Genomic DNA, 23,729 nt, shown 5'->3' on the forward strand with positions numbered 1-23,729 from the left:
TAATTTAACAACTGACGTGTCTTTTTACAAATAAGAACCGTATACCGTCATCACTCCCATGCCTAAAGATAAGATGTCCCAATGCAATTAAAACTCCATCAGTGGTTAATTTAGAAAAATTAGCAACAAACAAATAATCAAAGGCTTTAGAAAAGCCTTCTAATTGAGTGGCATATAGCGCCAAAATAACCAAAATAACAAATAAAATTGGCATTAACCAAGTAATGATTTTTTCAATCCCCTTACGAATGCCACGGGCAACAATAGCAACAGTTAATAACATAAAAACACTGTGCCACAATAGTAGCGTATTAGGACTGGCCAATAATTGCGTAAAGTATTCTTCTACTACCTTGGCATCACTACCCAATAAATCATTTTAAATAAACACGCGCAAATACTCTAGGCAACCACTGAATAAAACGATAAAGTTAAAAACTCAGAAACAATCCCCACATAGCCAAATAACGCCCAAAAACAATCTGCCTTGCAAGCCCCCACTGCCAAATTTGAAAATGCTGACACTGGATTGCTTTGTGCACTTTTTCCTAATGCTATCTCAGCAATTAACACAGGCATACCCACCAAAACAATACAAAGCAAATACACCAATACAAACGCCCCGCCACCATTTTCACCTACGATATAAGGGAACTTCCAAATATTGCCCAATCCTACAGCCGAGCCAATTGCAGCCAGTAAAAAAACACCTTGATTTGACCATTGAGAATGGCCTGTTATCTTTTATTTTTCAGTGTTAAAAAGTCCTTTCATTGTTTCTAAGCCTCAACATACACCCAAGCATCTTGCCCAGATTGAAACTTGCCTTTAATACGCTGATAAGCATCTACTTCATATTGATCGGATCTGAGTAACTCTGTTTGCGTTATTTTAAACACCACACCCTCAATATAATCGCCCTCACTAGAAACAGCAATTGGATGGCGGGTTTTCCCACTTAATTCAACAACCGATGCATCTTCAATTTTTATATGACGTAATTGATAATCCAATAATTGGTCTGCATAACCCTCTAACACACGCCCAAATGTTTTTAATTGCACCGGTGTATTTTGCAACGTTCCATAAGAAAAAAGTAATTCACTTGTGCTCATTACACTTTTTTCTATTGAGCTTGCCCAACACTTAAAATAATAAGTTTATCCATATCGATTAATCGGCTAAAAGCCATTTGAATATCTTTGGCGCTAATATTTCTGATTTTATCAGTAAAACGACTTAAATAATCAAAAGGCAAATCGTAAAAACCAATGATTGACAAGTACGTTAAAATACTTGCATTGCTCGCCGTTTCTAGAGCGAAACCACCAATAATATTGTCCTTACCATCTTGTAGATGTTGACTACTAATTGGATGGTTTAGAAAGCTTTTCAGTGCCTTAATGGCAATTTTTTGGGCTTGGTCGGCTTGGTCATTTTTGGTTTGCAATTTTACTAAAAAAAATCCATTTGACTTCATCTTGGCAAAATAACTCACCACCGAATATACCAAGCCTTTTTGCTCACGAATGTCATCACTTAAAATAGAAGTTAATCCACTGCCACCCAAAATATGATTGCCTAAATATAGAGAATAATAATCAGGATGTGCTCGATTAATGCCAGTTTGTCCTATTAACAAATGCGTTTGCTTAGATGGAAATTCAATATGGATATTTTGTGATTTTTTAAGCATCTTAACAAGTGGATTACTTGGAGCTTTCTTGCCACTATTTAAACCATGGGATATTTGTCTGGCAATTTGCTTGGCTTTAGTTTTACTAATATCACCCACCAAAGCAATGGTCAAATTTTTGGCCACATAATATGTCTGGTAGTGTTGAGTCAAATCAAGGGTAGAAATATTAGCAAGTGATGCCTTGGTGCCAATTTTCGTATGCTCGTAAGGATGTCCAGCAAAAACTGCCTTATCGAAAGCAAGTGATGCTATTGAAGCAGGCGATTGTTTAATTGCTTTAATTGAACGTAAGGTTTGTTTCTTTTCACGGTTTAAGTATTTGTGCTTAAACACAGGTTGAGTAACAACTTCAGTGAATGTGTTTAACGCTACTTGCAAATTATCTTGACGTGTTAACGTACGTAACGAAACAATTGCCATATCTTTTAAAGAATATGTGGAGAATTGCGCGCCTACTGATTCAAACAACTCAATAATTTGCTCCTGTGAATGATATTTACTCATTGTACCCAGTAAACTATTGGTTAAAGTTGCCAAACCAAATTTAGCACCATCTCTAGAGCTGGCCGCATCAAAATTTAAGGCAATATCAAGCATGGGCAAGCCTTTGGCTTGTGCAAACAACACTTTAGCACCTTCAGGCGTTGTCCAGTGCATAATATTCAACCTAGCTTGTGCTTGAGTTGTCAATAACAACAAAATGATTAAAAAATTCATTTAATGCCTTGTGGTATTAGTTCAACATAATTAAGCGTATCAAAATCTAAATACTGTCTAGCAACATTAGCCATATCTTGAGTGCTTACTTGATTCATTCTGTCCACATAATTTAACAACTTATCAATCTTCAGTCCTACACTAGAAAGCATACCCAAGTAGTATGATTGAGTAGAGATTTGGTCTTGTTCAAAAATAAAATCAGCCTCCAGTTGCACCTTAGTACGCCTTAATTCAGCTTCAATTAAATATGGCTTTTCAATCAACCCCCTTACTCGAATCTTTATCATTTGAAGGATACTTTGGCTACTAATTCCTTGTGCAGGAACAAAACTAATGGTAAATAAAGTATCAAATTTATCATACAATCGATAACCCACACTAATGCCTGATACTATTTGTTGGTTTCTCATCAATGCTTTTGATAAACCATTGTCTAAAATATAAGCCAACATTTCTAGTTGATACGCTTTGTTTTCACTGTTTGTTGTGGCCAAGCTTGGCACGTGAAAACTCATTGCATAAAATGGCAGCTCGGCCTTAAGTTTGAGCATTCGTGATTGTTTATTAAGTGCAATAGAGGGTCTGTTTTTATTGTCATCAATATTTGAATTGGCCTTATATCCACCAAAATACCGAGTTGCGTATTCAATCACACACTTTGGGTCAATATCGCCCACCACAACTAGTATTGCATTGTTAGGCGCATAATAGGTTTCATACCAATGGCGCAAATCAGACAAATGATAATTTTCTATATCTGCTTGAAACCCAATAATAGGTGCATGATAAGCACCTTTTGAGTCAAAAGAAATAAGTCTCAAATTTTCATATACTTTTGCATTAGGATTGTCCTCCACACGCAACCTACGCTCTTCAATCACCACCTGTCTTTCTTTGGTTAGCTCAACATCAGAAAAACTTAAATGACGCATTCTATCCGCCTCCATCTTAATGGCAAGCTCTAGTTTTGATTGATGCATTTTTTGATAATAAGCAGTGTAATCTTTCGAGGTAAAAGCATTTTCATCCCCACCATTACGTGCAATAATGCGCGAGAACTCACCTGATTTATATGCGCGTGAACCCTTAAACATCATATGCTCAAGCATGTGCGAGATACCCGTTATGGGTTGATATTCATCACTAGCGCCCACTTTATACCAAAGTTGAGAGATAAACACAGGCGCACGACGATCAGTTTTAATAATAATTTTTAAGCCATTATCAAGCACTGCCGTGCTCACATTTGAGCTGTTCAATCCTTCAGAAAATGCCAAATGGTGAATGAATAAGGCAATATACGCTATAAATTTAACCATCTTTTCCAATTAATCCTAAAACCAAGCAACAGCAATGCAATCAAGCCATAAATTATCGGCTCAATATCCATAGACGATTTTGCCTGCCAATAAAAATGCACAATAACCAATATAATAATCAAATAAATGGATTTATGTAACTTTTTCCAACGCTTGCCTAAACGACGTACCATTTTATTAGTTGAGGTAATTGCCAATAAAAACAACAAAATAAAGGCACTAAAGCCAATGGCTGTATAAGATTGCTTCATCACATCTGCAAGCACTAGTTGAAACTCAAAATTTTGATCAATTAAGTAAATACTCAAATGCAAACAAGCATAAAAAAAGCTAAACACGCCAATCATTCGACGATATTTAATCAATGAAAAAGATAGTATTTCATTTAACGGTGTTATCAACAAACTAAATAGCAAAAACCTTAGTGCCCATTGCCCTGTTGGGTTGGTAATCTCCTCAATAGGGTCAATTAAATGACCTAAAAGTACATCAGACAACAATAACAAAAAAGGCGTTAAGAGTAGTACAAACAACAATGGCTTTTGCCAAGAAATTACCATATAAATTAAAAATTCTTAACCAAATCAAGCCCTGTGTATAAATGAGCAACCTCATTACCATAACCGTTAAACAATTCAGTCTTGCGTTTTTCTGGTGAGAAAAAACTGCCTCTGCCAATCACACGTTCACGCACTTGTGACCAACGCGGATGATCTACTGCCGGGTTAACATTGGCATAAAATCCATATTCACTAGAAGCTTGATCTTGCCAAGTATTGAGTGGTGCGGTTTCTTGAAAATGAATTGAAATAATCGATTTAATATTTTTAAAGCCGTACTTCCAAGGCACAACCAAACGTAGTGGTGCGCCGTTTTGGTTGGGCAATGTTTTGCCATATAAGCCCACTGCCAATAAACCCAAAGGGTTCATTACTTCAGCAATTGTTAGGCCTTCAATATAAGGCCAGTCCAAAGTAGGTCGTTTTTGCCATGGCATTTGTGTTTTATCAAACAAGGTTTTGAACACCACATATTTTGCTTTTGAAGTAGGCTGGAAAGTTTTAAGCACGTTTGCCAATGGCACACCCACCCAAGGGATAACCATCGACCAAGCCTCTACACAACGAAAACGATAAATACGCTCTTCCAGTTGATAAGGTGCAATAAAATCCTCTAAATCGTAATCACCCTGCTTTAAGCATTCGCCAGAAACTTTAATATGCCAAGGCTTGGGTTTTAAAGTATGGGCATTTTTTGCTGGATCGCGCTTACCAGTACCAAATTCATAAAAATTATTATAATTGGTAATTTCTTTGAAAGAATGTGGTGTTAATTCCTTGCCATAATCAGTTGATATCATCTTGTCAGACAAACTACCGCCTTGTACCCCTTCTGCTGAACTTGAAAAAGCACTAAACGTTACCAAGCTTACACCTAAGCGTGCACTTTGTTTAATAAAGTTACGGCGATTAAGATAGTGAGTCTCATCGGTTACATGGTATTCAGTAATTTTTTTCATCATTTATATTTTCAATAGTGTTAATTTTATTATACGTCGTCAAATATGCAAAGTTTCGCTTTGATAAAAATAAAGAATAGTAAAATTAATTTTTTTTATACTTGAATTGCTATGTTTAATTTTTTAAAAAAAAATCAACCCAAATCAGAAAGTTTAGACGCAGACAAGCCAACTTCATTAAGACAACGCTTAGATAAATCTAGACAAAAGTTAGGATCTAGCTTATCTTCTTTATTATTAGGTAAAAAAGAAATTAATGAGGGTTTATTAGAAGCACTAGAGACGTTATTAATCACTGCTGATGTTGGCATTAATACCACGGATAAAATACTAGAATCTGTACGTAAAAATGCCTCTAGGAAAACCTTAAAAGATGCTGAAAGCTTATATCAATTCTTAAAAGATGAGTTGGACAAATTATTGATTGAAGACAACCAGCTTAATACTAATATTAATGAAACTTTTGTTATCCTAATCGTGGGCGTTAATGGCGCTGGTAAAACCACCTTGATTGGCAAGTTAGCAAAATCTTTTCAAAATCAAGGTAAGTCGGTTATGCTAGCAGCAGGTGATACCTTCCGCGCTGCAGCTGTTGAACAACTTAAAGTATGGGGTGAGCGTAATCAAATACCCGTAGTTGCACAAACAACGGGTGCCGATGCAGCTTCGGTTATCTTTGATGCCTACCAATCAGCACAAACTAAGAATATTGACATCCTAATTGCCGACACGGCAGGACGATTACACACGCAAGACAACCTTATGCAAGAACTGGCCAAAATTAAACGCGTCATTGCCAAACAAAATGCAAATGCACCGCATGAAACCATGTTGGTTATTGATGGTGGGTCAGGGCAAAACGCCATCAACCAAGCTAAAGAATTTAACAAAGCAATTACTCTAAGTGGTATTAGCATCACTAAGCTAGATGGCACTGCCAAAGGCGGGGTATTGTTTGCGATTGCCGATGAACTTAATCTGCCTATTCGTTATATTGGCGTAGGTGAAGGGATTGATGATCTTAAAGTCTTTCAACCCAAAGAATTCATTAACGCTTTGTTTGATTAAATGATACAATGATTGAAAGCTTAGGGACGTTTCATGAAAAAAATTATTTATTTATTTATTTGCTCTTATTCTACATATGCAGCGGATGGTCATACTTTTTTTTGATCAGCATTTTGATGACTATTCTGAATAATTTATGACAATGCCATTGACGCTAAAAAAGATGGAGTTTTTATTTTTTTCACATGGAAGAATATCCATTTTGCCAAAAAATAAGACGCAATGCACTTAGCCAAAAGCCTGCTGTTGACTACTTTAAACAACATTTTTTAAACTTCGAAGTTGACATAGAATCTAGTGTGAATTTGACTGATTTTAATGGCAATGGCGTCTTAGAAAAAATCTTTGCCAAACGCCATAATCTAGTGGGTGCTACGCCCGTACTTGCTTTTTTGATTTAAACGGCAAGCGCATGGTGCGTCGCACAGGGCTTGCCAATGAAAAAGATTTCTTACTGCTGGAAAAATATTTTGGGTATTAACTATGAAGACCGTCCTGACGATTTAACCAAGCCTAAATTAAAATATTATTTTTCTAAATCTTTTGCATCGCTTGATGAATTAAGAAAAAACACATTTAAAAATAACACTATACTACAAATCATGCACCGAGATTTATCTTCGATCAAGCATCAAATGAACAGCCATAAAAATGATTATGGAGTTGTCATTAAAGGCAATATTAGAATAGGTGAACAAGCCTACTTGCGTGAGAAAAATAACAAATTACGCTTTGGTATTAATTTAACTATGCCACTTGGCAACGACAACACTAAGCAACAAACCATTGTAAAACTTGGCATACAAGCCAAGCAAACCGAACTAGATATTAAACAATTTAAACAAAATTTATCCTCGCAAGTACTCACACTTAACGAGTTAAATCAAATACAAAAAGCACTGACTACTGAACTTGATTATCATGATTTGTATCTTGAACGCGCTAGGGCGCATTATGAAATGGAGCTGGAAAGTGACATTGGCGATGCACTCACTCAGTTCACTAATACAGAATACAAATTAGCCAAAAACCAATTTGATTTTGTGATTACCTTTGAAAAACTTGCCTTACTTACAGGAGAAATGCCATGAAGATTAAATTGATGATTTTGCTGTTATTTATTAGTATAAATACATCAGCATTAGAAATATATCCACTGATTTCTGATGAGGTTACCCTGATTAAATCTATTGGAAGTTCTGTTAAACAAGGTGATTTACTGGTACAAATTGACAATGCGTAAGCAAAATTAGAACTGGACTACTTAAAAGCACTACAAAAAACTTACCAGCAAAATTTTGACGACAAGCAGTTAGATCTTCAACAAACACAGGAATTATATGACCGCCTAGTTTCTTCACATAGGGATTTAGAAATCATACAATTGGTTTTTAATAAAGCCAAACGCGAGCTAGAAGCGCACAATATCAAAATTGCTGAAATTGAACTAAAAAAATACCAAATTTACACGCCCATATCTGGCATCATTAAAGCCACACCTAATTTAAGAAATACAACTAATACTAACGTACCAAAAGTGCTAATAATTTTAGAATAACTCGGAAACTTATTTCCTGGTATTTTGCTCAATGCGTAGCATAGCCAACATCATCACAAACATAATAAAAATTCCCAAAGCGACAACGACCATGCCTAGAGCAATAAAGCCTATCATTTGCTGAGTTTTAACCGCACCCATTTTTAATAGATTGCCTTGTGTTTGTTGGTTGACTTGTTGAGCAAACATCTGATCATGCCAGTGTAATAAACCCTCAATATTAATTCGGTTATTTTCAATGTTAAGCGCTTGTTTGATTAATTTTTCTAAAGATTGCACATAAGCCAATTGCAACGTTTTTGTATAAGGATTGGACTTAATTTTAAGCAAGATTTTTATTCTGTACTGCATATCCGCTTTGTTAATAATTTTATCAGGCAACTGCTGTAAATGGTTAATAATTTGCTGAGTGTATTTATCAAACTCACGCTCAAAACTATTTTGTTCATCTTGCTTTAATGATTGATTAACATCTAAATAAATCTTAATATTGTTGGTTGGTGCGCGTGAGTTTTGATATTGGTCAAAATCAACCACTGGATTTTCAATCTTGTCACTAACTTGTGTGTTAATTTTTTCATAACTAACCACGCCTAGTGCAATAACGGCTATTAATGAAACTAGTGCAAACAACAAACCAATGCGTTGCACGATAATAAAAAAATTCTTCTCAATAAATCTCAACATGTTTACTTACTCATATGGTTAAAAATATCACTAATTTTAGTGGCCAATTCAACATCCAATTGAGTAACTGAGCCTTCACTATGTGTGATTAAATCAATCACAACGGTTTGATAAACATTTGACCAATGTGGGTGATGATTCATCTTTGAGGCCTCAATAGCGACTTGCGTTATAAAGCCAAAAGTCTGAGTAAAATCATTAAAAATAAAGGTTTGATGCAATTTACCATCAAGCATTACCCAGCCTGATAATTTAGACAACATCTTTAAATCAGGTTGTGTGCTCATTCTTTAGCCTTTTAAAATATCTTTAGCACCTAATGATATTAGTTTGTTTGCTAATTCAACACCCAAAGTCTCTGCTTGAGAAACATGACCTAAAACCTGCTCTTTTAATATCACGCCAGTATCAACATTACCCACCAAGCCTGTTAGCATTATTTGCTCATTATTAACCAAAGCAAAGCCTGCAATCGGCACCGAGCAACCACCTTCAAGGCGTGCATTCATTGCTCGCTCTGCACTTACTCTATAGGTGGTTTCAACATCAATCAAAGGCTTAATTAAATCTAGGATTGCTGTATCGTTTTCACGAATTTCAATACCTACTGCACCTTGCCCTACGGCAGGCAAGCTTTGCTGGTCAGAAATTTGTTGTTTGATTCTATCCTCAAGCCCTAGGCGAATAAGCCCTGCACAAGCAAGAATAATGCCATCAAATTCACCTTCATCTAATTTTTTTAATCGAGTATTGACATTGCCACGCAAATCTAGGATTTTTAAATCAGGTCGGGTGGCTTTAAGTTGTACAATACGGCGCATTGAACAAGTACCAACTTTAGCATTTTGTGGCAAATCATCAATACTAGAAAAATCATTGGAAACAAAGGCATCAAAGGGATTTTCACGTTTCAAAATTGCCCCTAACTCAAACCCTTGTGGTATTTCATAAGGCACATCTTTCATAGAATGCACGGCAATATCAGCCATGCCTTTCATCATACTAACTTCTAATTCTTTAATAAACAAACCCTTGCCACCAATTTTTGGCAAAGGCGAGTTTAGAATTTGATCGCCCTTGGTGGTCATTTCTACCAAAACAACTGTTAGATTAGGATAGAATTTTTCCAATCTAGTTTTAACATATTGAGCTTGCCATAATGCCAATGGAGATCGTCGAGTTGCAATTTTTAGGGTTTTGTTCATGGTTAAAAGAGTTTATATTAAAATAGGCCTGTGTTTCGATTTTATCTATCACTACTTGTGCTTGTTTCTAATTTTGCTACGTCGCAAGATTTAGCACTACCACTGGCAAAAAACCTCTTAGAAGATGCTCAGTTAGTACGCAAAAAAGAAACGCCTATTTTAATAATATTTTCCATTCCTAACTGCCCTTATTGTCAAGAAGTCATTGCACCAATGGATGGATTGGATGAATATAAAAACAAAGTCATCATTCGCTACATTAATGCTAGCACACTAAAAGATATGAAGGATTTTTACAAAAAATGACACCAATCATGGTAGATTTGCCTTTCAAAATAGCATTAATTTTTACCCCACAGTATTCAGTATTTCTTATGGACAATTATGGTGCAAACTTAGGCAAAATAGTTGGCATACCCAGTATGGATTATTATTGGACTGAGCTTGACAAAGTGATTGACAAATCAATCACTAAACTTAAACGACAATTAAAGGCAGAATTATGACGAACGACACACAACATAAACGACACACAACAATCCTCAAAGAGGCGTCTAGGCAAACAACACAAACCAACCAATCTTGGGGTGGGCGTTTTAGCGAGCCAACAGATGAGTTTGTTAAAATTTTTGGCGCGTCAATATTCTTTGACAAAATTTTAGCGCCTTATGACATTCAAGGCTCAATTGCACACGCCACCATGTTGCAAGAAGTCGGCTTGCTCACCAATAATGAAAAAAATCAAATTATTAAAGGTCTTGAAAAAATTCTAAACAACATCAAAACCGGTAAATTTAAGTGGTCAGTAACACTTGAAGATGTACACATGAATATTGAGGCGCGTTTGGTTAAGATGATTGGCGATGCAGGCAAGAAACTGCACACAGGGCGTTCTCGCAATGACCAAGTAGCAACCGATATTCGCCTTTATTTACGTGACCAAATTGATGATATTATTAATGAAACCAAGCGTCTACAACTAACACTAACTGATATAGCTGAAAAAGAAACCAATACGATTATGCCTGGCTTTACTCATCTTCAAGCCGCACAACCCATCAGTTTTGGCCATCACATGATGGCTTATTTTGAAATGTTAGCACGTGATGTAGAACGTCTACTTGATTGTCGCAAACGCATCAATTCAATGCCACTAGGTTCAGCGGCACTGGCAGGCACTACTTATCCAATTAATCGCACGCGTACCGCTGAGTTATTAGGCTTTGAACGCATTTGCCTTAATTCACTTGATGGCGTCAGTGATCGAGATTTTGCCATTGAATTTTTATCCGCAGCAAGCATCATCATGATGCATCTTTCACGCTTTTCAGAAGAGTTGATTTTATGGTCAAGTGCACAGTTTAATTTTATCGAATTGCCTGATAGTTTTTGTACAGGCTCGTCCATTATGCCACAAAAGAAAAACCCAGACGTGCCTGAATTGGTTCGCGGAAAAACAGGCCGCGTGTATGGCAATTTAACCTCTCTGCTCACAATTATGAAATCTCAACCACTGGCTTATAACAAAGACAATCAAGAAGACAAAGAACCATTATTTGATACGGTTGACACTTTAAAAGCCTGTTTACGTGTATTTGCAGACATGGTGCCAACTATTCAAACCAAGCGTGATAATATGTACAACTCAACCAAGCAAGGCTATACCACAGCCACTGATTTGGCTGATTATTTAGTTAACAAAGGTTTGCCCTTTAGAGATGCACACGAAGTGGTTGGAAAATCAGTTGCTTACGGCATTGAGCACCAAAAAGATTTAAGCGAACTTAGCTTGGAAGAATTACAAACCTTTGATAGTTGCATTGAAAACGATATATTTGAGATGCTCTCACTAGAAGGCTCATTAAATGCACACAATCACTTAGGTGCAACCAGCCCCAACCAAGTCAAACAAGCCATCAAAATAGCAAGAGAAACTTTAAAATAATGCACGCCAAAAGCACTTCTTTCAAGGTGCGCATTGTCTTTGCAGGCACGCCTGAGTTTTCGGTAGGTGTATTAGAAGCGCTCATTAATGCCAAGCATGATATTGTTAGCGTATTTTGCCAACCTGATCGCCCCAAGGGTCGTGGAAGAGTGTTAACAGCTTGCCCTGTTAAAATAAAAGCATTAGAACATAACTTAAACGTTTTTCAACCTGAAAACTTAAAAGACGAAAAAATCCAACAAACCTTAGCCGAACTTAATGCAAATGTAATGGTGGTGGTAGCTTATGGGCAAATATTGCCTACTAAAATTCTTAATATACCTAAATATGGTTGCCTTAATATCCACGGCTCATTATTACCACGTTGGCGTGGCGCAGCACCTATTCAACGTGCAATTTTGGCAGGTGATAAAACCACAGGTATCGGCATTATGCAAATGAATGAGGGTTTAGATACGGGTGATATCTTACTTGAAAAAACCTGTCCAATCACACTCACCGATACGGCACAATCTCTACATAATAAACTGGCCAAACTTGGCTCTAATGCTATTATTGAAACTTTGAATAATCTTGATAATTTATCGTCAACAGTGCAAAGTGAAAACAACATCACTTATGCCAAAAAACTCAAAAAAGACGAAGCCTGGATTGATTGGACTCAAAGTGCAATACAAATTAATCGACAAATTAGAGCATTTAACCCTTATCCCATTGCCCAAACCCATGCATCAAGTAATAGATTTGATACTAAAGTTCTACGCATTTTATCCGCCTCTGTAGTAATGGTAGGCAGTAATCACAACCCAGGCAGTATTATTAAGCACAACAAAGAGACATGTATTGTTGCCACTGGAGATGGTGCACTAAGCCTGGAAACCTTACAACTTTCAGGCAAAAAAGTGCTCAATATTAAAGATTTTAGTAACGCCTACAACTTAACAAAATTAGACTAGCAATCAAAAATCTGTTAAAAATGAAACTGAATAGTTGCCACAAGTATTAACGGAAGAATAAACCCTCCCTCAATACTAATATTTTTATTTAAATCATATTCTAGACCATGATAGATATATGGCGCAAAGCCTAATCCTGTTGCCTTTTTTATCTTTGCATAAACCCCATCATCTCCGCAATGAGAAAAATCACTAAAAAAAGAACTCCCCAGCATAAGCATAAACGCCTTCAAATGTAAGTCTTTTATCAAAGTGATTCCATTTTTTTTGCACGCCCAATAATATACATCTATTATTTTCACTATTTTTAAATGTGCCAATGATTACTTTTTGAAATGCAGCACTATCATCATTAACCCGTATTTCTACGTCAAAATAATTATTGGCAAATTTTTCAGTAAAATCGTCTCTAGAAGGTACTATATGTTTGAGGTACGTACGAGCCCGCATGTATCGAAACAATACTATCACTATTCATATTTGCATAAACGCTACTGACAAATATTAAATAAACGACTAAAACAATTGGCAATTTCATTTGCCTCTCCTAAGTTTAAAAAGCATCATTATATCAAATACGCCATTGGTCAACTTCAGGTTTAATCTACTGAATGCTATACCAATTAGTAGCTATTTTTTTCTTGGTTAAACATTGTGCAATTGTATTTTAAACGCCTATTAATAAGCGGTTTTTGCGCTACAATAGAGACCTATTTATCATTTTACCAATGAATTTTTACCTCACTATCAGCAAAACAATTTAACTTTTCTTTTGCTGATTTTGTCAATGGGTTTTTAAAAGTCAGTCTAAGTATAGGTGGGTTTTTGTTAGTAACAATAGGGTTTATTTTATTTTCCACTATCGGCATTGACAAGGTACTGACTTTGAGTTTAAAAGCATCCATTTTGGCGTAGTTTACCGCCATAGGAAAGCGTGGCAAATTTTGTAAATTACTAGTCGTTGACACAACGCCAGAATGCTGACCAAAAGCAACATAACCCATATTTTTTATTTGTCCTAAAATATCTAAATTAGACTCGCCATAAGGATAAGCGAAGATTTTATCAGCCTTGCCCAATTCTTGATTGAGTCGGTTTTGTGCCTGCTGAATTTGGACCTTGTCCAAATCAAGAAAATGTGCATGGCTGGTGCCATGATTATAAATCGTCATCATTTTACCTTGAATATCTCGCATTTTTTGCCAAGTCATCATTGCTTTTTATTTATGGTCAATTGAATCTGTTGCTACAAAAACACTCATTTACATTTGATATTTTTGCAAAAGCGGATAAGCATTTTCTACAATTGATTGATAAGCATCATCAGCCATTAGAGCCACGCATTTATTTAGCAAGTTATGACCATTCAAACGCCCAAGTATTATTTTTAAGCTTAGCACTTCAACATCATTGACTTGCCAAGTGCTGTTCAAATAATTTAGGGTTAATACTGGTTGATTTAGGCATGACATCAGAAAAATGATGATACAATAAAACCACACAATTATTAGCACCTGCCAATGATGAAAATAACATCAATGCAATAAATTTAAGCACTCTTAGCCCCTTTAAAATCGATTTTCCGCCAAGCTTCATATGCCACAATAGAGGCACAATTTGACAAATTCAAACTACAAGACCCATTTTGCATTGGTAAAGTAATGCCTTTATATTGGTTTAATATGTCTTGTGGAGGCCCTCTGGTTTCTGGACCTAAAAACAGTGAGTCGCCCACTTGATACTTAACATCTGTATAAATGGTTTTAACTTTTGAACTAACTGCAAATAATCTTTTAGGTTTTGTCTTTTCCAAATAATCAGCAAAATTGTCATATTCACTAATACACATAAGTTCTTTATAATCCAACCCCGCCCTGCGTAATTTTTTATCCTCCATTTCAAAACCATAAGGTTTGACAAGATGTAGGTTTGCACCCATGTTGGTACACAGGCGAATAATAGCGCCAGTATTGCTGGGTATTTCAGGCTCAAACAGCACTAAATTTAACATAATATTTTATTTTTGATACTTGAAATGTATTAATCATCCCATAGATAACCATTACACATCATAAAAAACACAACAAACCTATGAATATTGATAAACTAACCACCCAATTTCAACAAGACTTAGGCGCTGCACAATCTATCGCTATTGCGAAAAATAATAGCGCCATAGAAGCAGTACATGTTCTAAGTGCCATGCTACAAAACACCGATAGTAGTGTTAGTAATTTGTTATCAAGCATTAACATTAACACTCATCAACTTAAACAAGAAACTGATAAAGAAATTAACGCCTTAGCCGTGATTAACACCCCAAGTGGTGATGTTAATATTTCTCAAAACCTGCTACGCTTATTAAATCAAGTAGATAAATTGACTTTGGACAAAGGAGATTCGTATCTATCAACCGAACTATTTTTATTAGCTATCATCAAAGGCAATGATACAACCACAAAACTATTAAAAGCTGCTGGTGCCAATGAGAATGGTTTAAACCAAGCAATTAACAACCTTAGAGGGGGTGAAAACGTGAACGACCAGAATGCAGAAAATAACAGGGATGCACTGAATAAGTACACCCAAGATTTAACCCAATTAGCCATTGACGGCAAGCTTGACCCTGTGATTGGTCGTGATGGTGAAATTCGTCGTGCTATCCAAGTATTGCAACGCCGCACTAAAAACAACCCAGTGCTGATTGGTGAGCCTGGCGTGGGTAAAACTGCAATTGTTGAAGGCTTGGCACAACGCATTATTAATAACGAAGTGCCCGAAGGCATTAAAGGTAAGCGCGTTTTGTCATTAGACATGGCTGCACTGGTGGCAGGTGCTAAATATCGAGGTGAATTTGAAGAGCGATTAAAAGCCGTGCTCAAAGAGTTAGAAGCCGAGCAAGGTCAAGTCATTTTGTTTATTGATGAATTGCACACCATGGTCGGTGCTGGAAAATCTGATGGCGCTATGGATACAGGCAACATGTTAAAGCCTGCCCTAGCCCGTGGTGATTTACACTGCATGGGCGCCACCACACTAGATGAATATCGCCAATATATTGAAAAAGACTCGGCTTTAGAACGCAGGTTCCAAAAAGTGCTGGTGGACGAGCCAACCGAACAAGACACCATTGCTATTTTGCGTGGCCTTAAAGAAAAGTACGAGGTGCATCATGGCGTGGAAATCACCGACCCTGCCATTATCGCTGCTGTCACCTATTCAACCAGATACATTACTGACAGGCAACTGCCAGATAAAGCCATTGATTTAATTGACGAGGCTGCCTCACAAATTCGCATGGAGATTGATTCAAAACCAGAATCAATGGACAAACTTGACCGTAAACTGGTACAACTTAAAATCGAACGTATGGCGCTTAAAAAAGAAAAAGACAAAGCCTCTAAAGCTCGACTAAAAGAATTGGTTGATTTAATTAAATTACTAGAAAAAGAGTACGCTGATTTAGAAGAAATTTGGAAAAAAGAAAAATTGGTGGTTCAAGGTGCGCACCATCTTAAAGAAGAACTAGAGCAAGCAAAAATCGATTTAGAAAGCGCGCATCGTAATAACGATTTAGCCAAAATGAGCGAACTTCAATACGGCATCATCCCTGAGTTAGAGCAAAAAATAAGTGTGACTGAAAATGCTGATACGCAGCAAATGACCCTACTTAGAAATAAAGTGACTGAGGATGAAATCGCCCATATTGTCGCCCGTTGGACAGGCATTCCTGTGGATAAAATGATGGCAGGCGAAAAAGACAAACTATTACAAATGGAGGATATTATTCACAAACGCTTAGTTGGTCAAAACAAAGCCGTTAAAGTAATTTCTGACGCCGTACGTCGTGCACGTAGCGGCTTGTCTGATCCTAATCGCCCTGATGGTTCGTTTTTATTTATGGGTCCAACTGGTGTAGGTAAAACCGAACTCGCCAAAGCCTTAGCAGACTTTTTGTTCGACACTGAACAAGCCATTGTCCGTGTTGATATGAGTGAGTTTATGGAAAAACACTCAGTTGCACGCTTGATTGGTGCACCACCAGGTTATGTTGGCTATGAGCAAGGCGGCATGTTAACTGAGGCTGTGCGTCGCAAACCTTATTCAATCATTCTACTGGATGAAATTGAAAAAGCCCATCCAGATGTGTTTAACATCCTGTTGCAAGTACTGGATGATGGCCGCCTAACAGATGGTCAAGGTCGCACGGTTGATTTTAAAAACACTGTTATTATTATGACTTCAAACCTAGGTTCGCGCCTGATTCAACAAAACCCAGGTAAGGATATATCCGCTGAACTTTCTAAAATTGTCAGCGAACACTTTAGACCTGAGTTTGTCAACCGTATTGATGAAATCGTGACCTTTAAAACACTAGAAAAATCCCAAATCAAAGATATTGCACTCAGGCAAATTGAAATCTTATCAGCACGCCTGGCTAAACTTAATCTCAAACTAACATTAAGTGATACAGCCATCAGTATGATTGTTGATAGAGGCTATGACCCAGTATTTGGTGCCAGACCGCTCAAGCGCACCATACAGCAGTTGTTAGAAAATCCTTTGTCACAAAAAATCCTTGCTGGAGAGTTTTTATCAGGCTCAACCATTCATGGCAATGTTAAAGATGGACAAATCATTTTCTCTTAATCAATTTTTATCTGATTAACACACAGGAGGGCTATGCCCTCCTTTTTTATTACAATGCTAATTAAAAAATACGCCATACTTCAATTTAACCTGACCCCGCTCCTGCCAAACCAACAGCCATACTACACTTCCAACGCATCATAAATGCAAGTCATTATATCAGGAACTATTATTCTATGGAATTATTATTCGTGGAACAATCATTCCATTTCCTCAAAAATACAATCTTTTGAGAAAAAGTAGAACTTTGTGGTAAATAAACAATCATTTTCCTATGTTTTAAAACAGCAACGCTCTAAAGTTGGATTGTCACAAGAAAAACTTGCTGAAAAAGCAAGTCTCTCAGTGCGTTATATTTCTTTATTGGAATGTGACAGGCAACAACCTAGCTTAACTACTTTCATTAAAATTGCACGTGCGCTTGAAACTTCACCCAGTGAATTAATTGATCTGATTAAATAAAAAGCCACCTTAATAGTGTGGCATAAAATTTATTTATAACTTTAATTTTACTAAAAGTAATCTACCTTCATTTAAAACAAAATATCGAAAATTATTTGAGCTAATTATCTCTTTAAATTTTTCGCTTGTTATTTCTTCAGGTGCCTCAAGAAGTAAACTCTGACTTAACCCAATTTGACCTACTCCTGCTAAACCAGCAGCCATCATAACGCTCCTATTTTATTTAAAAAACCACTTTGATTGGAAAATTATAGCTTTATAAAAAAATATTACCATGAAGTGCACTTCATGGTAATATTTTCAATAACCCTTCAAAATTTAATGTTTTGAGGTAAATTAAGTGCCAATTAAAATGTCATTTGCTAAAGTGCTCAAACAAAAAACGCAGAACACTCAATCTATCCCAAGAAGTTCTAGCAGAAAAATTAGGGCCTTCTATGCGCTCAATTTCATTATTTGAGTGTGGTAAACAAGAACCTTTGCTTTCTAGTATTTGCTGTATTGCCAAGGCATTAGAAATAAGTGCTACAGAATTAATGTGCATCATAGAAAAAGACTTACAAAATCAAAGCCTTGTTGTCAATAAATCAACGTGTGATTAAGTATATAATTAAGTGTCATGAGTGATTATACTAAAATTATAAAAAATGGTCTGTGGAATAACAACCAAGCCTTAGTTGCACTTTTGGGTCTGTGTCCTTTATTGGCAGTCACCAACAATATTGTGAATGCAATCGGACTTGGACTGGCAACCACGTTTGTTTTAGTGGCGTCTAATGTAACTGTTTCTATTTTTCGCCATCAAATTTCAAAAGAAGTTCGTATTCCTATTTTTGTCCTACTAATTGCTTCATTTGTAACAATTGTTGAGTTGCTGATGCAGTCATACTTTTATGATTTGTACTTGATATTGGGTATTTTTGTACCACTGATTGTAACCAACTGCGCTATTTTAGGGCGTGCCGAAGCATTTGCTAGTAAAAATACCTGGGGGAAATCAGCACTGGATGGGCTGATGATGGGCGTTGGTTTTTCTATTGTGCTTATTGTATTAGGCGCAATGCGTGAATTGATTGGCAGTGGCACTTTGTTTGACCAATCTGCGTTATTACTAGGCAATTTAGGCAACACGCTTAGTGTTACTGTATTTGGAAACTATCAAGGCACTTTACTAGCAATCTTGCCGCCAGGGGCGTTTATTGGCTTGGGGCTTATTGTGGCAATAAAAAATAGATACGATTTAAGAGGGAGAAAATCATGAAAAAATTAACATTATTATTAATCAGTTTATAAACACTAAGCGCTTATGCATAAGAAAAAGCCGCCAAATAAGTTTTTATTTCACCTCATGTGGTTTTTGTTGAGGTTGTTCATGATGGCAAAACCATCAGACTGCAACGCAACCAAAACAAAGACAATAAAATCTCTAGTTTTTATCTCAAAACTACCCGTGGTAAGATTCAACCCATGCACCCTTTTGCGCCATACGCTGTAGAGACGATTGGCGAGTTGACTATGATTAGCTACGTTAAACAAAAATCAGCAGGTGATGACACCATCTTGATTATTGATACACGTACGCCTAATTGGCCAACCATTACGGGTGTTATTCCCACTGCCATTAACATTCCTTATACGTGTTTTAAAAATAAAGAAAAAGCTCTAGAAATTATGGAAGGCTTGTTAGGCGTTCAAATTGACGAATTACCTGATTTTTCTTATACCAAAGCTTTAGTCATGTATTGCAATAGCGTCTGGTACGGTCAAACACCAACTGCTGTAACGGCGTTGCTTAAGTATGGCACCCCTGCTGCCAAAATTAAATACTTTCGAGGTGGTATGCAAAATTGGAAAGCACTGGGATTAACAACCGTTAATTTATAAATCTTGGTTACCATTCAGGATTATTTTAACAGTGGTATAATTGATATTGCACTACTATTATCTTTAGCCCTTAATAAAAGCCACGCTCAACTTATTACTCATTATGATTATCAGCCCAATAATGAAGAAAAAACTCAACTCAATCAACTTATCAAACAAAGACAATCTGGCACACCTTTTGCTTATTTGAGCGGCACAAAAGGGTTTTATCATCTTAATTTTAAAGTCACCCCTAGCACGTTAATTCCCAGACCCGAAACCGAGCTCTTAATTGACATTGTCTTAGACTTATTTGATGAAAATCAAACCTATGAAATACTTGATTTAGGCACTGGTAGCGGTATTATTGCCGTAACGATAAGCGATAAAAACCCGCAGTGGCGCCTAACTGCAACTGATTTTTCAATGGATGCGCTTAACATTGCCCGACAAAATGCAAAAACAAATATTAACTTTCAACTGGGCAGTTGGTTTAAAGCCACGCCTAATCAAACATTTGATTTAATTATCTCCAATCCGCCTTATATCAAACAAGGCGACCCCCATCTTAATGATTTAGGTTTTGAGCCACAGAGTGCACTTGTATCTGGCAAAAATGGCTTAGATGACATCCGCACCATTATTGACAACGCACCACAACACCTTAATAAAAAGGGCTATCTTTTATTGGAGCACGGCTTTGACCAACAACAAGAAATCATGTGGTTATTAAGTCATGATTTTTTCAAAATTAAAAAATTTAAAGACTATAATCAACAAAATCGCGCTATTTTAGCACAAATTAAAGAAAGTTAATCATGAAAAAAAAATAACACAAACACTCACCATATTAATGCTAACTACTTTTATCACCGCTGCTGCTGGCAGGTTTAATAATAACGATAATCAAAATCAAACTAAGCAACAAAACCTTAAAGTTAGCCGAAACTTGGCCAAGCAACTTCCCTATTTTTGGTGATGCAGTTAAAAACTGCCGCTAAATTAGCGCTTGATATGTCAAATGGTCGTCTGATTATTAAAATTGACTCTAAAAACAAACACAAAGCCCCGCTTGGTATTTTTGATATGGTTAAATCTGGTCAATATGACCTTGGGTCATTCTGGCTCGTATTATTGGAAAGGCAAAGACATCAATACTTTATTTTTTACCTCTACGCCCTTTGGCATGACAGCAAACGAGCAACATGCTTGGTTTGAATATGGTGGCGGTTAAGAATTGATTGATAAAGTCTATGCCAAGCATAGACTAAATCTATTATCGGTGGCAACACTGGCAGTCAAATGGACGGTTGATTTCAAAAAGAAATTAACTCAATTGAAGACTTGTAAGGGTTAAAAATGCGCATCCCTGGATTTGCAGGTGAAATCATGGCAGAGGTGGGTGCTAAACCTACCAATATTCCAGCAGGTGAATTGTATACTGCACTAGATCGTAGCACGATTGATGCCTTAGAATGGGTAGGTCCTTCGCTGGATTTAAGAATGGGTTTTCATAAAATTGCCCCTTATTACTACACTGGTTGGCATGAACCTGGCTCTGAAATGCAGTTCTTAATTAACTTGAAAAAATTTAACGCACTGCCTGAAGACCTGAAAACCATCTTAATCACCTCGATGAAATTAGCTGCTTATGACATACTGGCACGCTCCAATCATGAAAGCGCCAAAAACTGGGCGAGCATGAAAAAAGATTATCCCAATATCAAAATCAAAACTTTTCCAAAGCTAGTATTTGACAAACTTAGAGTTGCTAATAAAAAACTCCTTGCCAAATTAGCCGCCAACAACCTACTGTCCAAAGAAATTATTGAATCACAAAAGAATTACTTAAAAAAGCGCGGGCTTGGACAGCAATCTCAGATCAAGCCTATTTGAGCTCTCAAACACAATAATTAACTATGGTGAGTAAATACACAAAATGGTTAGAAAATCTAAACATTGGACTGCTTTTATTTACCATTTTTACAGATGTTGTTCTAAGATAAGCCTTTAACAATTCATCAATCGCCATTCAAGAAATGGGCTGGCATTTATTTTCAGCCATGTTTTTACTCGGCACTTCTTATACATTAAAAAACGATGCCCATGTCAGGGTTGATATTTTTTATGCCAATCTTAATGTTAAAAGACAGGCATGGATTAATCTTATTGGCTTTGTTATCTTCATCCTACCCATTAGTGTTTTAATTATTTACAACAGTGTGGATTTTTCCTATCAAGCCTTTTTACTAAGTAAGCAAAGTGGCGACCCTGGTAGTCTGCCTTATCGCTTTATCATTAAAGGTGTCATCCCACTCAGTTTTATTTTGCTTGTCATATCTGGACTTATCTTCGCACGTAATAACCTTAAAAAGCTTAAACCATATAATAGGACTTATTATGTTTTTAGTCACCCTAATGCTATTAATGGTTGGCTTTCCTGTGGCATTTACCTTTACAGGCGTGGCAGTTATTTTTGGCGTGCTAACCCAAAGGCGTGGATTTATTTGCCTTTATGCCTTATCGCATCATGAGCGTGATGCAAAATACAATTTTAATAGCAGTGCCTTTGTTTATTTTCATGGGTATTGTCTTGCAAAAAACCAAACTTGCCGAGTAGCTTTTAGAAGCCATCGGCGAGTTATTTGGCAATGTGCGAGATGGCCTTGCTGTCTCCACAATTCTGGTCAGCTCATTACTCGCCGCCTCTACAGGTGTTGTTGGTGCAAGCGTAGTGGCGATGGGGGGTTATCTCACTACCCGTAATGTTCAAACACCATTACAAAAAACCCTCGCCAGCGCCTCCCCAGGCATACTAGGACAAATCATTCCCCCCTTCAATTGTTTTAATCATCCTAGCAGATGTCCTTGGCATGCTTGTGGGAGATTTATTCAAAGGTGCAGTGATGCCGTCTTTAATACTGGATAGGTAGTTATATCTTATATGTGCTGATTATTGCCCAATTTGACAAACAAGCTGCCCCTGCCTTTAAAGGCAAAAATCATGATTTAAAAAAATCCACACAATATTTACTTGTTGCCAAAGAAATGAGTTTTATTCTACTATCTATGCTCATCATTCTCATCCTTGGCTTCTTCATCGATTTTGTAGAAATACCACTGATTATCGTCCCTATCTTCTACCCAATCGCCCAATCACTCGGCATTGATATGACTTGGTTTGCCATCTTAATTGCTATGAACTTGCAAACTTCCTTTCTCACACCACCTTTTAGTTTTAGTTTGTTCTATCTCAAAGATGTTGCGCCTAAATCAATCCAAACAATGGATATCTACAAAGGTGTTATGCCCTTTTTATTGCTATCCAAATCATGGTTTTAATGAGTCTTATTTTGTTGCCAACTTGGTATGATTTTTCTGACTTTTAAAGTCCATTAATCCTCACTTTGTTGTTTATCCGATGCATGCTCAAGTTGCCTGCCATAGATTGAATCCACCTCACAGTATTTTTCCTGCTAAGTAAAATAATCTTCCTCAACCCAAATGCTAGACGGTGGATAGTAAGGATATTCAGGTGCAATGGTATTATCCGCGTACCCATTAGCCGATATATTCAACAATATCACTATTAATTGAATATTACTTTTCATAATCGGATTGTACAACAAAACAAGTTTTTATGAGTATTGTTTGATATTCAATGTAGTAGAAAGCAAAAAGACGAAGTAAAAAGAAGTCGGTCTATAAGCCGGGTTCTGTAATAGATGGTCGTTCATCTACGTGTTTTGTTGCCAAAACGCTTTAGCACTCTACCCGCCAACTCCGCGAGCAGCGTCATCATTAGCCTATTTGAGCTTGCTCCAAGTGGGGTTTACCTTGCCACGGTTGTCACCAATCGCACGGTGCGCTCTTACCGCACCTTCTCACCCTTACCTAAAAATAGGCGGTCTAAATCTCTGCAGCACTTTCCGTTATGTCACCATACCTAGCTGTTAGCTAGCACTTTGCTCTATGGAGCCCGGACTTTCCTCTGAAAGGTCAACCTCCAGCGACCATCCGACCAACTTCGGCGTTATTATACGCCAAGACTATTTTTCTAAAGCGCTTGAGTTGTCTT

Annotated in this window: 31 protein-coding genes, 1 other RNA gene and 4 pseudogenes; 20 read left to right on the top strand and 16 right to left on the bottom strand. The window is 36.8% G+C overall.

Features of this window, described 5'->3' with window-relative positions; all coding sequences use genetic code 11:
• Positions 1-4 precede the first annotated feature (4 nt).
• From CVPH_RS05975 to msrP, 7 genes are read right to left on the bottom strand one after another with little or no spacing between them, the layout of a single operon-like run.
• Positions 5-370 (bottom strand): SLC5/6 family protein, encoded by a 366-nt coding sequence (locus CVPH_RS05975; RefSeq protein ID WP_201340821.1) that lies wholly within the window; start codon positions 368-370, stop codon positions 5-7.
• Positions 371-402: 32 nt separating this feature from the next.
• The gene (locus CVPH_RS05980; RefSeq protein WP_201342439.1) at positions 403-741 is read right to left on the bottom strand and encodes an SLC5/6 family protein; all 339 of its coding nucleotides are present in this window, start codon (positions 739-741) and stop codon (positions 403-405) included.
• A gap of 38 nt (positions 742-779) precedes the next feature.
• Positions 780-1,115 carry a gamma-glutamylcyclotransferase family protein gene (locus CVPH_RS05985; RefSeq protein ID WP_201340822.1) on the bottom strand — a complete coding sequence of 112 codons (336 nt, stop codon included), beginning with the start codon at positions 1,113-1,115 and terminating at the stop codon, positions 780-782.
• An 11-nt stretch (positions 1,116-1,126) separates the two neighbouring features.
• Positions 1,127-2,416: a M16 family metallopeptidase gene (locus tag CVPH_RS05990; RefSeq protein WP_201340823.1), complete on the bottom strand. Its 1,290-nt coding sequence runs from the start codon at positions 2,414-2,416 to the stop codon at positions 1,127-1,129.
• Positions 2,413-3,738, bottom strand: coding sequence for a M16 family metallopeptidase (locus CVPH_RS05995; protein WP_201340824.1), 1,326 nt, complete (start codon positions 3,736-3,738; stop codon positions 2,413-2,415). The genes CVPH_RS05990 and CVPH_RS05995 overlap by 4 nt, the downstream gene beginning before the upstream one ends.
• A complete protein-coding gene (gene msrQ, locus CVPH_RS06000) occupies positions 3,723-4,298 on the bottom strand; it encodes a protein-methionine-sulfoxide reductase heme-binding subunit MsrQ (protein WP_201340825.1) in 576 nt (191 codons plus the stop codon). Before msrQ ends, CVPH_RS05995 begins: the two co-directional genes overlap by 16 nt.
• A 5-nt stretch (positions 4,299-4,303) precedes the next feature.
• Positions 4,304-5,260 (bottom strand): protein-methionine-sulfoxide reductase catalytic subunit MsrP, encoded by a 957-nt coding sequence (gene msrP, locus CVPH_RS06005; protein WP_201340826.1) that lies wholly within the window; start codon positions 5,258-5,260, stop codon positions 4,304-4,306.
• Between the two features lie 108 nt (positions 5,261-5,368).
• Here msrP and ftsY point away from each other — a divergent pair, with 108 nt between their 5' ends.
• From ftsY to CVPH_RS06030, 5 genes and pseudogenes are all read left to right on the top strand, one after another.
• Positions 5,369-6,325, top strand: a complete 957-nt coding sequence (ftsY, locus tag CVPH_RS06010; RefSeq protein WP_201340827.1) for a signal recognition particle-docking protein FtsY — start codon at positions 5,369-5,371, stop codon at positions 6,323-6,325.
• A 179-nt stretch (positions 6,326-6,504) separates the two neighbouring features.
• Positions 6,505-6,726: pseudogene (locus CVPH_RS06015) on the top strand (thioredoxin domain-containing protein); the annotation flags it as partial.
• 36 nt (positions 6,727-6,762) lie between these two features.
• Entirely contained in the window at positions 6,763-7,416 is a 654-nt protein-coding gene (locus tag CVPH_RS06020; protein WP_201340829.1) for a TolC family protein, read from the top strand.
• Entirely contained in the window at positions 7,413-7,568 is a 156-nt protein-coding gene (locus CVPH_RS06025) for a hypothetical protein (RefSeq protein ID WP_201340830.1), read from the top strand. Before CVPH_RS06020 ends, CVPH_RS06025 begins: the two co-directional genes overlap by 4 nt.
• A 141-nt stretch (positions 7,569-7,709) precedes the next feature.
• Positions 7,710-7,883, top strand: coding sequence for a hypothetical protein (locus tag CVPH_RS06030; protein ID WP_201340831.1), 174 nt, complete (start codon positions 7,710-7,712; stop codon positions 7,881-7,883).
• A gap of 9 nt (positions 7,884-7,892) precedes the next feature.
• Here CVPH_RS06030 and CVPH_RS06035 read toward each other — a convergent pair whose 3' ends face one another.
• Genes CVPH_RS06035 through hemC form a run of 3 tightly spaced genes read right to left on the bottom strand, consistent with a single transcriptional unit; the run spans position 7,893 to position 9,775 of the window.
• Complete coding sequence (locus CVPH_RS06035; protein WP_201340832.1) at positions 7,893-8,570, bottom strand: hypothetical protein; 678 nt, start codon at positions 8,568-8,570, stop codon at positions 7,893-7,895.
• A gap of 2 nt (positions 8,571-8,572) precedes the next feature.
• Positions 8,573-8,857, bottom strand: coding sequence for a 4a-hydroxytetrahydrobiopterin dehydratase (locus CVPH_RS06040; RefSeq protein WP_201340833.1), 285 nt, complete (start codon positions 8,855-8,857; stop codon positions 8,573-8,575).
• 3 nt (positions 8,858-8,860) lie between these two features.
• A complete protein-coding gene (gene hemC, locus CVPH_RS06045; RefSeq protein ID WP_201340834.1) occupies positions 8,861-9,775 on the bottom strand; it encodes a hydroxymethylbilane synthase in 915 nt (304 codons plus the stop codon).
• A gap of 57 nt (positions 9,776-9,832) precedes the next feature.
• On the opposite strand from hemC, the gene CVPH_RS06050 reads away from it, so the two are divergent.
• Genes CVPH_RS06050 through fmt form a run of 4 tightly spaced genes read left to right on the top strand, consistent with a single transcriptional unit; the run spans position 9,833 to position 12,676 of the window.
• Positions 9,833-10,081, top strand: a complete 249-nt coding sequence (locus tag CVPH_RS06050; RefSeq protein WP_225879658.1) for a thioredoxin domain-containing protein — start codon at positions 9,833-9,835, stop codon at positions 10,079-10,081.
• Positions 10,078-10,281, top strand: coding sequence for a hypothetical protein (locus tag CVPH_RS06055; protein WP_201340836.1), 204 nt, complete (start codon positions 10,078-10,080; stop codon positions 10,279-10,281). The genes CVPH_RS06050 and CVPH_RS06055 overlap by 4 nt, the downstream gene beginning before the upstream one ends.
• On the top strand, positions 10,278-11,720 hold the full coding sequence (gene argH, locus CVPH_RS06060) for an argininosuccinate lyase (protein ID WP_201340837.1): 1,443 nt from the start codon (positions 10,278-10,280) through the stop codon (positions 11,718-11,720). The genes CVPH_RS06055 and argH overlap by 4 nt, the downstream gene beginning before the upstream one ends.
• Complete coding sequence (gene fmt / locus CVPH_RS06065) at positions 11,720-12,676, top strand: methionyl-tRNA formyltransferase (protein WP_201340838.1); 957 nt, start codon at positions 11,720-11,722, stop codon at positions 12,674-12,676. The genes argH and fmt overlap by 1 nt, the downstream gene beginning before the upstream one ends.
• A gap of 14 nt (positions 12,677-12,690) precedes the next feature.
• Here the strand turns inward: fmt and CVPH_RS06070 are convergent, their stop codons facing one another.
• Both CVPH_RS06070 and CVPH_RS06075 read right to left on the bottom strand, forming a co-directional pair.
• Positions 12,691-12,996 (bottom strand): hypothetical protein, encoded by a 306-nt coding sequence (locus CVPH_RS06070; protein ID WP_201340839.1) that lies wholly within the window; start codon positions 12,994-12,996, stop codon positions 12,691-12,693.
• Positions 12,997-13,398: 402 nt separating this feature from the next.
• The gene (locus CVPH_RS06075; RefSeq protein WP_425353109.1) at positions 13,399-13,890 is read right to left on the bottom strand and encodes a polysaccharide deacetylase family protein; all 492 of its coding nucleotides are present in this window, start codon (positions 13,888-13,890) and stop codon (positions 13,399-13,401) included.
• A 29-nt stretch (positions 13,891-13,919) separates the two neighbouring features.
• Between CVPH_RS06075 and CVPH_RS06080 the strand changes: the two genes are divergently transcribed.
• Positions 13,920-14,090: a hypothetical protein gene (locus CVPH_RS06080; RefSeq protein WP_201340841.1), complete on the top strand. Its 171-nt coding sequence runs from the start codon at positions 13,920-13,922 to the stop codon at positions 14,088-14,090.
• On the opposite strand, the gene CVPH_RS06085 is transcribed toward CVPH_RS06080, so the two are convergent.
• On the bottom strand, positions 14,084-14,233 hold the full coding sequence (locus CVPH_RS06085) for a hypothetical protein (protein WP_201340842.1): 150 nt from the start codon (positions 14,231-14,233) through the stop codon (positions 14,084-14,086). The two genes, CVPH_RS06080 and CVPH_RS06085, sit on opposite strands and share 7 nt — an antisense overlap.
• Positions 14,226-14,687: a tRNA (cytidine(34)-2'-O)-methyltransferase gene (locus tag CVPH_RS06090; protein WP_201340843.1), complete on the bottom strand. Its 462-nt coding sequence runs from the start codon at positions 14,685-14,687 to the stop codon at positions 14,226-14,228. Before CVPH_RS06090 ends, CVPH_RS06085 begins: the two co-directional genes overlap by 8 nt.
• Positions 14,688-14,767: 80 nt before the next feature.
• On the opposite strand from CVPH_RS06090, the gene clpB reads away from it, so the two are divergent.
• Together clpB and CVPH_RS06100 are read left to right on the top strand one after the other, a co-directional pair.
• On the top strand, positions 14,768-17,326 hold the full coding sequence (gene clpB, locus CVPH_RS06095; protein ID WP_201340844.1) for an ATP-dependent chaperone ClpB: 2,559 nt from the start codon (positions 14,768-14,770) through the stop codon (positions 17,324-17,326).
• Between the two features lie 249 nt (positions 17,327-17,575).
• Positions 17,576-17,788, top strand: coding sequence for a helix-turn-helix domain-containing protein (locus CVPH_RS06100; protein ID WP_201340845.1), 213 nt, complete (start codon positions 17,576-17,578; stop codon positions 17,786-17,788).
• 33 nt (positions 17,789-17,821) lie between these two features.
• On the opposite strand, the gene CVPH_RS06105 is transcribed toward CVPH_RS06100, so the two are convergent.
• On the bottom strand, positions 17,822-17,995 hold the full coding sequence (locus CVPH_RS06105) for a hypothetical protein (protein WP_201340846.1): 174 nt from the start codon (positions 17,993-17,995) through the stop codon (positions 17,822-17,824).
• Between the two features lie 230 nt (positions 17,996-18,225).
• Between CVPH_RS06105 and CVPH_RS11260 the strand changes: the two genes are divergently transcribed.
• From CVPH_RS11260 to CVPH_RS11275, 8 genes and pseudogenes are all read left to right on the top strand, one after another.
• The gene (locus CVPH_RS11260) at positions 18,226-18,390 is read left to right on the top strand and encodes a hypothetical protein (RefSeq protein ID WP_425353110.1); all 165 of its coding nucleotides are present in this window, start codon (positions 18,226-18,228) and stop codon (positions 18,388-18,390) included.
• A 17-nt stretch (positions 18,391-18,407) separates the two neighbouring features.
• Complete coding sequence (locus tag CVPH_RS06115; RefSeq protein WP_201340848.1) at positions 18,408-19,049, top strand: electron transport complex subunit E; 642 nt, start codon at positions 18,408-18,410, stop codon at positions 19,047-19,049.
• A gap of 89 nt (positions 19,050-19,138) precedes the next feature.
• Positions 19,139-19,672, top strand: coding sequence for a rhodanese-like domain-containing protein (locus CVPH_RS06120; protein WP_201340849.1), 534 nt, complete (start codon positions 19,139-19,141; stop codon positions 19,670-19,672).
• Positions 19,673-19,675: 3 nt separating this feature from the next.
• Positions 19,676-20,467: a peptide chain release factor N(5)-glutamine methyltransferase gene (gene prmC / locus CVPH_RS06125; protein ID WP_201340850.1), complete on the top strand. Its 792-nt coding sequence runs from the start codon at positions 19,676-19,678 to the stop codon at positions 20,465-20,467.
• Between the two features lie 62 nt (positions 20,468-20,529).
• Positions 20,530-21,564 (top strand): annotated as a pseudogene (locus CVPH_RS06130) (TRAP transporter substrate-binding protein).
• 126 nt (positions 21,565-21,690) lie between these two features.
• Positions 21,691-22,185: a TRAP transporter small permease subunit gene (locus CVPH_RS11265; RefSeq protein ID WP_425353111.1), complete on the top strand. Its 495-nt coding sequence runs from the start codon at positions 21,691-21,693 to the stop codon at positions 22,183-22,185.
• A 5-nt stretch (positions 22,186-22,190) separates the two neighbouring features.
• A pseudogene (locus CVPH_RS11270) lies at positions 22,191-22,580 on the top strand (TRAP transporter large permease subunit).
• Between the two features lie 140 nt (positions 22,581-22,720).
• Positions 22,721-23,040: pseudogene (locus tag CVPH_RS11275) on the top strand (TRAP transporter large permease subunit); the annotation flags it as partial.
• Positions 23,041-23,340: 300 nt separating this feature from the next.
• Here CVPH_RS11275 and rnpB read toward each other — a convergent pair.
• An RNA gene (gene rnpB / locus CVPH_RS06145) (RNase P RNA component class A) lies at positions 23,341-23,680 on the bottom strand.
• Positions 23,681-23,729: the final 49 nt, after the last annotated feature.

The organism is Abyssogena phaseoliformis symbiont OG214 (assembly GCF_016592595.1).
GTDB lineage: Bacteria > Pseudomonadota > Gammaproteobacteria > PS1 > Pseudothioglobaceae > Ruthia.